Raw genomic sequence first — 10,000 nt, forward strand, 5'->3', positions numbered from 1 at the left:
GTTCCAACTCCAGCAAAATATTTATAAGAGTTTTTATTATCCTCTCTTTTAGGATTTATAATTGCAAAAGCAGGAGGTAGTTCATTATTTATCTCGTGATGATCTGTTATAATCATATCCATCTCTAAAGTATTACAATGTTCGACTTCAGAAATAGATGAAATCCCACAATCAACAGTTATTATTAAATTTCCGCCTTCTTCCTTTATGTAATTTAAAGCCTCCTTGTTTAACCCATACCCTTCATCTCTTAGTGGAATATAGTACCTTACATTAATTTCTAACTCTTTCAATGCTAAATAACAAAGGGATGTCGATGTTATTCCATCTACGTCATAATCACCATATATCCAAATTGTTTCATTATTCTCTTTAGCTTTTAGTATTCTTTCTACTCCTTTATCTACATCTGACAAAAGACTTGGATTCATCAAATTTTCTAATGTTCCATTTATGAAAAATTCGACTTCATCTTTTGATTCAATTCCTCTGTTAAATAAAATTTGCTCTATTTCTTTATCTATATTACTATTTATACTTTTAAAATTTTCTGATTTAAATATCCATTTTGTATTTCTCATTATCTATACCTTTCTTTTATTTAGTTATATATTGCACTATAAAATGCATATGTGTAAACTATCTCTTCTATTTCAGCTTGAAATTTTTCATCCACTATTGTTTCTAATTTTAAATCTCCATCTAATTCAAAATTTAAACCTTTTAAAACTTTTTCTCCATAGATATACTCAATTAATGTTTTTAAAATCATCCCATTATGTTTATCATATATTTTTTTTAGTATCTCTGTTCCTGTATCTATATTAATTTGTGGATTATAATAATATTCATCTTTATTTTCAACTAACTTTTTTGGTATACCCATTAATCCAAGCTTTTCAAATTTATTATTTTCATTATCAAAACCACTTTCTATATACATTACTGTATAAATTAGTGATTGTGGCACTAAATATTTTTTTCTAGTATTTTGAACTTCCTCTCTATAATATTTAGGATAAACATAGTGTAATAAATTTTTATATCTATAAAACTCTCTTTTAAATTCATTAACTTTTTTAAATGACTCTTTATAAAATTTACTCTCAATATAACTATTCATTATTGTTATTTTATCTTGAACAGTTTCTGTATCTAAATCAAAATTATTACTTTGAACAGCCAATTCTAATAATTCAGAGTTTTTCAATGCTCCAATTTGAGTTAATGCATCTTTTAGTACTTCCTCTTTATATGTATTTTTTATCTCAAAATCTGATATAGAGTTCATATAGTTTCTAACAACATAATTGCTTGCAAAAAATATATTATAATTTGCTAACTGCCACGAATTACTATCTCTTTCCATAAGTTTTGTATAGACCATATAGTATAAACCTGTCTTAGGATTTTCTGGATATTTATTTTTAAATCTATCATATAACTCAATAAATTTTTTTCTATTTTGTAATTTTATATATACATCTAATAACAAAGAATCTATTCTTTCATTTTTTTGATTTGTTTTTTCCAAAACTTCTCTAGCTTTAGTATACTCTTCTATCTTATAATAAATTCTTCCAATTCTAAAAGCTGCTCGATCCTTAAGTTTTATGTCTTGTATTTTTTCATAGTTAAAAATAGCTCTTGAATAATCTTTATTTTGTTCATAAGCAATAGCTCTTATAAATAAAAAATTTGCTTCACCTACTTGTGCATCTTTCGTCAACTCTATAACTTTTTTATTTGCATCTAACTTCAATAAACTTTCTAAATAAATTATTTTTTGACTGACTTTCTTCTCATTATAGCTACCTAATTTATCTAAAATTTCAACTGTTTTTTCATACTCTTTTTTTTCATAAAAATAATTTGCTAAATTTAACAACTCATTTTTCTCCAATTTATCAATTAATTTTAAATTATTTTGATATTTTATTTCATAAATATACTTATATTTTTCATTAGTTTTCTCTAATACCTTTAAAGCTTTTTTCTCATAAGGCTCTAATTGAGGATCATAATAATCTGTTACTAATCTTTTATAGTATTCAATCGACTGACTTTTATCATTTTTCAATTGATATATTCTAGCAACATTATAATCTCTTCTATATTGAAAATAATTTGTTTTTTTAAACTCTTGTTTTACATAACTTTCAGGCACGTATACCGCTCTACTAAAAAACAAAAGTGCTTCGTCATATTTTTTCATATCCATATAATTTTTTGCTATATAATATTTTGCATAATTGCTCGTTAATGGATAAGAATAAGGAAAGTTTTTTTGATAAATTTCATAATAAAATAAACTATTTTTATAATCCTCTTTTTTGTTAGCTTCTAAAGCTTTATTAAAAAATATATAATCATCAACATTATAGGAAAAACTTCTAATTCCAAGCATTATTGTTAATATAACTAGGTGTAAATATCTCATCTTTTCTCCCTCCGCTGTTTTTATATTTTTATTATATCATAATAATTTTTACTATAAAATTTATATTTTCTAAAAAAAATAGTTGAAATTATTTTAAATCTGTATAATAATAAATAATGTTACAATTTTTGTAGGAGGTGATATTTTGGGAATTATTAAAATTTTAGACGAATCTTTATCAAATATGATTGCTGCTGGAGAAGTAGTTGAAAATCCTGCTAGTTTAGTTAAGGAGCTTTTAGAAAACTCTTTAGATGCCAATAGTAAATATATAAAAATAGACGTTAAAAATGGCGGTAAAAATATTAAATTTACTGATGATGGTAAAGGAATGAGTAGAGAAGACTTACTTCTTTGTATTGAACGTCATGCTACCAGTAAAATTTCATCTAAAGATGATCTTTTTAATTTAAATACTTATGGTTTTAGAGGTGAAGCTCTTTCATCGATAGCTGCTGTTTCTAAAATGACTATTGCAACAAAACGAAAAGAAGATTCTTCTGGACATTCAATCAGTGTTACAGCTGGTAAAATAACAAATTTAAAAGATACTCAAAAAAGTACTGGTACAGAAATTGAAATAAATAATCTTTTTTTTAATACTCCAGCTAGATTAAAATTCTTAAGAAAAGATACAACTGAAAATACAAAAATTAAAGAAATTGTTTTGCAAGAAGCATTAGCTAATCCCACTGTTTCTATAATACTTGTTATTGATGGTAAAGAAAATATTCGTACTAGTGGTACTGGTATTGAAAATACTATCATTGAAATTTTTGGAGTTTCAACACTTAAAAATTTAAAACCTGTTGAATTTGGATATATTGGAAACCTTTCTTTAACAAGATCTACAAAAGATTTTATTTTCACATTTGTTAATAATAGACCTGTAAAAGCTAAAATTATTGAAGAAGCTTTAATCGATGGTTACTATACTCATTTAATGAGAGGAAAATATCCATTTGCTATAGTTAACTTAAAGGTAGATCCCAAATCTATTGATGTTAATGTTCATCCTTCAAAAAAAATCATCAAATTCTCTGATGAAAATAAAATTTATCACGACATTTACTCAATTACAGAGTCTGAATTAAATTTTGATAAGAATTTTAATATGCCTACTTTTGAGGTGAAAAAAGAAAATTTAAACTTTGAAAATATAAAAATTTCTGAAGATTCAAAAAAACCTTTTGAAAATTTTGAAATTAATGATATAAAAAGAGAGATTGAAATAAAAAAGGAAAATAAATCTTCTTTAGAAAAAAAGAATAATTCAGTTATTAATAAGGAAAATTTTTTAAACTTTCAAACAGAAACAAAGTTTATTCCGACTAAAAGTGAAATAACTACTCTTCAATTAGAAAGTGAAGAATTAAATATTTCCTTAGATGAATCTATTAAAGAGCCTGATGCTTCACTTAAAAGTACTATTAGTGATTCTTCTATTAAAAACAAATCTTTGATTTCTTCTGATGAAGTAATCTATTTTGATAATTTAAAAACTAATATAAAAATAATTGGACAATTCTCTAACTCTTTTATATTAGTTGAACAAGATGGTGATCTTATAATTTATGACCAACATATTGTTCATGAAAGAATTCTTTATGAAAAATTAAAACAAGAGTATGCTCAACACAAAATATCTTCACAAGCTTTATTAGTTCCTATTAAAATTTCGCTAACATTAAAACAAATAGAGATTTTAAAAGAGAAACTAAATTTCTTTGAAGATTTTGGATTTGAAATTGATCAATTTAATGATATGGATTTTTTAATTAGAGCTGTTCCTGTTTTGGATACTAAAGATTCTTTCGAAAATATTTTTTTTGAAGTTTTAGAAGGAATTACTAAAGTAAATTCTAAAAATGAAGTTATCGAAAGTATGATTATTTCAATGTCTTGTCGAAGTGCGATTAAAGCTAATGAAAAATTATCTATTTCTGAAATGGAGAAACTTATTTTAGAGTTACACAAAATTGGACGATTTACTTGTCCTCACGGAAGACCAATAACTTTTAAAATAAGTTTATTGGACATGGAGAAGGGATTTAAAAGAAAATGAATATAAATATTATATGTGTTGGTAAAATTAAAGAAAAATATATTTTAGATGGTATACAAGAGTTTGCCAAACGAATGCAAGCTTTTGGTAAATTAAAAATTTTTGAATTAAAAGAGGATGGTAACGATTCAAATAGAAATATGTCTATAGAAAAAGAATCAAAATCCATTCTTGAAACTTTAGAAAAAAACAAAGGATTTAAAATCCTTTTAGATATTCAAGGGAAGAATTTTTCTTCTGAAGATATGGCTTCACAAATTGAAAAAATAGGTCTTAATGGAGATAGCACTATTAACTTTATTATTGGTGGCTCTTACGGTGTTTCAGAAGATATTAGAAAATCTGCTGACTTAAGGCTCAGTTTTTCAAAAATGACTTTCCCGCATCAATTAATGAGATTAATTTTAATTGAGCAAATTTACAGATGGTTTAGTATTATAAAAAATACTAAATATCATAAGTAGTTTTTAATTTTATTTTTAACTTTATTTTTATAAATTATTAGGAGGAAACAATGTATTCGCAAGGAGAAACTTTTTATCACAACATCGATGACGAGGAGTTTGAACTAACAGTTTTAGAAAATCTAATTATAAGAGACAAAGAATATCTTATAACTGAGGATTTCGATGGGACTAATTATATATTTTTATATGATGAGGATGAGGACGATTTAATTTTTGTTGATGATGCTGCAGAAATAAATACTGTTTTAGATTTCTGGAAAGAAGAGTATTTAGGTGCAGATAACATAGGAGATTGGGATGATGATGAATATTATGATCGTGAAGACTCTTATGACCAAGATGATTATTATGATATGGGATATGACGATGACGAAAAGGATTATTATTAATGGCTAAAATTATTATTAACAGTACTGATTCTTTTGGAGAAAACATTTCTCAAAAAATGATTGCAAAAAAAGTGATTGAAAACGACGTCACTATTTTTACTTATGATAATAAATATGGTAAAGGCGAGATAAGAATATCCCCTTACTCTACTGAAATACTGAAGTTTGGAGAGATTCAAAGTAAACTTTTAATTAAACCAGAAATTAAAACAAATTTTATTTATAAAACTTCTTACTTCAATAAAAACTTTACAGTTTTATGTAAAAAATATGTTTATTCTGAAAATAAGTTGACAATTGCCTATATTATATATGATAATAATATAGAGATAAACCAATTAGAGATTGAAATAATTGAAGTACAATAAACACTAAAATAGAGCAATCTCTTTGCTCTATTTTTTATTAAAGGAGGGGTAAATGAAAAAAATACTTTTAATTTCTGCAACAGCTTTAATTTTTTTTAGTTGTACTAATCTTCAAACACAACTTCCTACTCAAAGCAAAGTTGTTGTTCCAAGTGTAAAAAATCCAGTTTTACAACAAGACAATTTTTTTCTTAATGAATCTGGTGTAGCTTATTTATATGATCTTGTGCAAAGAGATTCGTCAACAAATGCTATTCGTGAATATCTTCCATCTCAAATGATGGCACCTATGGAGGTTTATGCAGGTGAAACTTTAATTGTTAACAATATTAATGCTGATAGAGTTAAATTAATTTCTTCTCCTATAAAAAGTGATTTTACATTTAACATTAGTGGAAATAGTTTAAATTTTAATAGTCTTTATCAAGGGGAATATATTGCTGAAATTTATAAAGGATTCACATATGTTGGTACTGTTAAGATAAAAAATAAATTGAAATATAATTTTACTGAGAAAGATAATTATGATATAATTTTAAACAGCTACAATAATAAAAATTTAGATCTATTGGTAAAAAGTGCCCAGTTATATCTAATTGCTTTTCCAACAAACAGCAAACAAAAAGATGTAGCCTTCATGGTACTTGATTTAGGTTCTGCAAATGGAAATCAACTTTTAATTAATAAAGAGATTCGATATTTAAAAGAAAACTTCTCTCTTAATGAAGACGAGAAAATAAAGCTTCTAACTTTTGAAGAAAAGTCTAGTAATGGAAGTTTTATTATTAATAACTATTATTTAGATTACAATAGAAGTAATTTAAAATTAAACACTGAAATAATGAGAGCTATTCAACGTAAAAACAATGCTACTGCAGATGAATTACAATTTTTAGAAAATTTTTACGGTGATTCACAAAGTACAGAACTAGCCTTATTAATTGGAAATCTATACATGCAAAAAGGAGATAGTGATAAAGGAAATTACTATTTAAGCTTAGCTGGTTCATCTTCTAACTTGAATTCTAATTTTTCAAACTTAACTACTCCAACACCAGAGAACTCTATTTTATCTTCTAATAACATAGATAGAGATGAAGTTGTTACATCTGTATCACCTTCTGATTCTTCTAAAAATATTACAAATGGAATAGATGCTCTTAATCGTAAAAGTTATAGCGAAGCTTTAATATTCTTTAACAAAGCTGAAAGCAGTTCAACAAATATCTCTGAAGTTAGCTTCTATCGTGGTAAAACATACTTTTCAATGAATAATTTTGATAAAGCCTTATCTGATTTTGATAAAGTTACTACTCCAGGTGAAAATACATCTGAGTTATATTATTACTTAGGAGTTATCTATCATAAAAAAGGAGATATTGAAAAAGCAAAAGATTACTTAAGAAAATCTAGAGAAAATAATCCAAGTAGTACTTGGGGTAGAAAAAGTAGCATATATTTATTGAAACTATAAATTTAAAAAGGGAGAAAAACTATGGAAAAATACTTTGACAGAGTTGGAAAAGAACGTCTTGTTATGGAGCAATGGGAAAAAATAAAAGAGATTGAAGCTCTTGGAGTTTACCCATTCGGAAAAAAATATGATAAAGTTCATATGATTGGAGATCTTTTAAAATCATCTCCTGAAGCAGAGACAACTTTCAAAACAGCAGGAAGAATTATGGGATTCAGAGAGCAAGGTAAAGCCGTATTTGCTCATATTGAAGACCAAACTGGAAAAATCCAAGTTTATATTAGACAAGATCAAATTGGAGAAGAGGCTTTTGAAATAGTTAAAAAATTAGGTGTTGGAGACATTATTGGTGTTGAAGGTACTTTATTTATGACTCAAAAGGGTGAGTTAACTTTAAGAGTTTCTCAAGTTGAGTTACTATCAAAGAATGTTAGAGCACTTCCTGAAAAGTTCCACGGTCTTACAGACGTTGAAACTAGATATAGAAAAAGATATTTAGACCTTATCATGAATAGAGATGTTAAAGAAACTTTCATGAATAGAGTTAGAATCATAAATGGTATTAGAGAGTTTTTAAATAAAAAAGGATTCTTAGAAGTTGAAACTCCTATGATGCATCCAATCGTTGGAGGAGCTGCTGCAAGACCATTTATTACTCATCATAACGCTTTAGATATGGAGTTATATTTAAGAATCGCTCCTGAGCTTTATTTAAAAAGATTAATAATTGGTGGATTCGATAAAGTTTATGAAATTAATAGAAACTTCAGAAATGAAGGTATTTCTACTAGACATAATCCAGAATTTACAATGATGGAATTATACCAAGCTTATGCTGACTATAATGATATGATGGATTTAACTGAAAGTTTATTCCAATACCTTGCTACAGAGGTTTTAGGAACAACTAAAATAGAGTATAACGAAAAAGAGATTGACCTTGGAAAATTCTATAGAATTCATATGGTTGATATGATAAAGGATGTTACTGGTGCTGATTTCTGGCAAAATTTAACAGTTGAAGAAGCTAAAGCTTTAGCTAAACAACATCATGTTGAAATTGCTGATCACATGACAACTATTGGACATATCATCAACGAATTCTTTGAGCAAAAATGTGAAGAGCATATAGTTCAACCTACATTTATCTACGGTCACCCAGTTGAGATCTCTCCTCTAGCAAAAAGAAATGCAGAAGATTCTAGATTTACTGATAGATTTGAATTATTTATTGATGCAAGAGAATATGCAAATGCATTCTCTGAATTAAATGACCCTGCTGATCAAAGAGGAAGATTTGAGGCTCAAGTTGAAGAGGCTTTACTAGGAAACGATGAAGCTACTGCTGTTATCGATGATGATTATATCGAAGCTTTAGAGTATGCTTTACCTCCAACAGGTGGATTAGGAATTGGTATTGATAGAGCTATAATGCTGTTAACTGGTTCTCCATCAATTAGAGACGTTGTACTTTTCCCACAAATGAAAAGAAGAGACTAGTTTTATATTTAGAGGTGTTCCTATGGAACACCTCTTTAATCTTTTATACAATCGTACTGGAGGTTTTATTTTGTTATATGAATTTCTTATTATTTTAAGCATTAACTATTTGGGAGTTATTTTAGAAAAAGTTTTTCATCTTCCTACTCCTGGAACAGTTAATGGTTTAATTCTTTTATTTATTTTTCTTTCTTTAAAAGTAATAAAGTTAAATAGTATTAAAAATGTTGGTGAATTTTTTATTGCAAATATGATCATTACTTTTATCCCACCTAGTGTGAAGTTGTTAGACGTTATTGATATTTTAAAAACTGACTTTTTTAAATTAATTTTTTTACTTATATTAACAACTTTAATTACAATGGTTGTTACTGCTTTATGTGTAGACTTCATGATGAGGGGGAAAAAATAAATGAAAGAACTTTTATTTGATAATGCTTTTTTTGGAATTTTTATTAGTTTAATTGCTTTTAAAATTGGAAAAGATATTTTTAATAAATTTAAATGGCCTATTCTAAATCCAATTTTTGTAGCTCTTATTCTTATTTTTATATTTATGGAAGTTTTTAATATTCCTACATCTTATTATAATAAAGGAGGAGATATATTAGGCTTTTTTATAGCTCCTGCTACAGTATGTTTAGCCATCCCTTTATACAAAGAACTAGGAACACTAAAAAAACATTATAAAGTTATTTTAGCTGGAGCTCTAATTGGATCTGTTACTGCTATTTTATCTGTTGTTCTCTTAGGAAAGCTTCTTGGGATAGAAGATATTATTCTTTTATCGTTTGTTCCTAAGTCTATCACAACTCCAATTGGTATAGAGGTTAGTAAACTTCTTGGTGGAATTCCTGCCATTACAGTTTTTGCCATAATGGTTACTGGAATAGCTGGAAATATTTTTGCACCATTTATGTTGAAACTCTTTAGAATTGAGAATGCTGTTGCTAAAGGTCTTGGAATTGGTATCTCAAGTCATGCTGTTGGAACAAGTAAAGCTATTGAAATGGGAGAGGTTGAAGGGGCAATGAGTGCTTTATCTATTGTTATCGCTGGTATAATCACAATTTTTATAGCTCCATTACTTCTAAATTTTCTAAAATAAAAATTTTAAATGAAATATAAAAAACCCTCCTGGGGGGGAGGGTTTTTTCATAACACGGGGGAGTGTTAAAAAATAAAAAAGATTAAAATAGATTTTTGGGGGGTATATAGATCTATTCAATCAAATTCGGTCTCGCTATTAGTATATAATAAGTACGATTTTCTGTCAAGTTTTTTTTCAGTACATTTT

The 10,000-nt window shown here is 26.7% G+C and carries 10 protein-coding genes; 8 read left to right on the forward strand and 2 right to left on the reverse strand.

The window, feature by feature from the left end; translation table 11 throughout:
* The coding region (locus tag Q0V08_RS08260) for a DHH family phosphoesterase (RefSeq protein ID WP_297433817.1) at positions 1–581 on the reverse strand (581 nt) is incomplete at its 3' end.
* A gap of 20 nt (positions 582–601) precedes the next feature.
* Positions 602–2,440, reverse strand: a complete 1,839-nt coding sequence (locus Q0V08_RS08265) for a tetratricopeptide repeat protein (RefSeq protein ID WP_297433819.1) — start codon at positions 2,438–2,440, stop codon at positions 602–604.
* A gap of 145 nt (positions 2,441–2,585) precedes the next feature.
* Here Q0V08_RS08265 and mutL point away from each other — a divergent pair, with 145 nt between their 5' ends.
* From mutL to Q0V08_RS08305, 8 genes are all read left to right on the forward strand, one after another.
* Positions 2,586–4,505 (forward strand): DNA mismatch repair endonuclease MutL, encoded by a 1,920-nt coding sequence (gene mutL, locus Q0V08_RS08270; protein WP_297433821.1) that lies wholly within the window; start codon positions 2,586–2,588, stop codon positions 4,503–4,505.
* Positions 4,502–4,969, forward strand: coding sequence for a 23S rRNA (pseudouridine(1915)-N(3))-methyltransferase RlmH (rlmH, locus tag Q0V08_RS08275; RefSeq protein WP_023051894.1), 468 nt, complete (start codon positions 4,502–4,504; stop codon positions 4,967–4,969). Before mutL ends, rlmH begins: the two co-directional genes overlap by 4 nt.
* A gap of 50 nt (positions 4,970–5,019) precedes the next feature.
* Entirely contained in the window at positions 5,020–5,361 is a 342-nt protein-coding gene (locus Q0V08_RS08280; RefSeq protein ID WP_023051893.1) for a hypothetical protein, read from the forward strand.
* Positions 5,361–5,729 carry a DUF1934 domain-containing protein gene (locus tag Q0V08_RS08285; RefSeq protein ID WP_257162792.1) on the forward strand — a complete coding sequence of 123 codons (369 nt, stop codon included), beginning with the start codon at positions 5,361–5,363 and terminating at the stop codon, positions 5,727–5,729. Before Q0V08_RS08280 ends, Q0V08_RS08285 begins: the two co-directional genes overlap by 1 nt.
* Positions 5,730–5,781: 52 nt before the next feature.
* The gene (locus tag Q0V08_RS08290) at positions 5,782–7,203 is read left to right on the forward strand and encodes a tetratricopeptide repeat protein (RefSeq protein WP_257162791.1); all 1,422 of its coding nucleotides are present in this window, start codon (positions 5,782–5,784) and stop codon (positions 7,201–7,203) included.
* A 21-nt stretch (positions 7,204–7,224) separates the two neighbouring features.
* Positions 7,225–8,703, forward strand: coding sequence for a lysine--tRNA ligase (gene lysS, locus Q0V08_RS08295; RefSeq protein ID WP_297433826.1), 1,479 nt, complete (start codon positions 7,225–7,227; stop codon positions 8,701–8,703).
* Between the two features lie 70 nt (positions 8,704–8,773).
* Positions 8,774–9,115, forward strand: coding sequence for a CidA/LrgA family protein (locus Q0V08_RS08300; protein ID WP_257162789.1), 342 nt, complete (start codon positions 8,774–8,776; stop codon positions 9,113–9,115).
* Positions 9,116–9,811 (forward strand): LrgB family protein, encoded by a 696-nt coding sequence (locus Q0V08_RS08305; RefSeq protein ID WP_257162788.1) that lies wholly within the window; start codon positions 9,116–9,118, stop codon positions 9,809–9,811.
* Positions 9,812–10,000 lie beyond the last annotated feature (189 nt).

It is taken from the genome of uncultured Cetobacterium sp., from assembly GCF_947038635.1.
Classification (GTDB): Bacteria; Fusobacteriota; Fusobacteriia; order Fusobacteriales; family Fusobacteriaceae; genus Cetobacterium_A.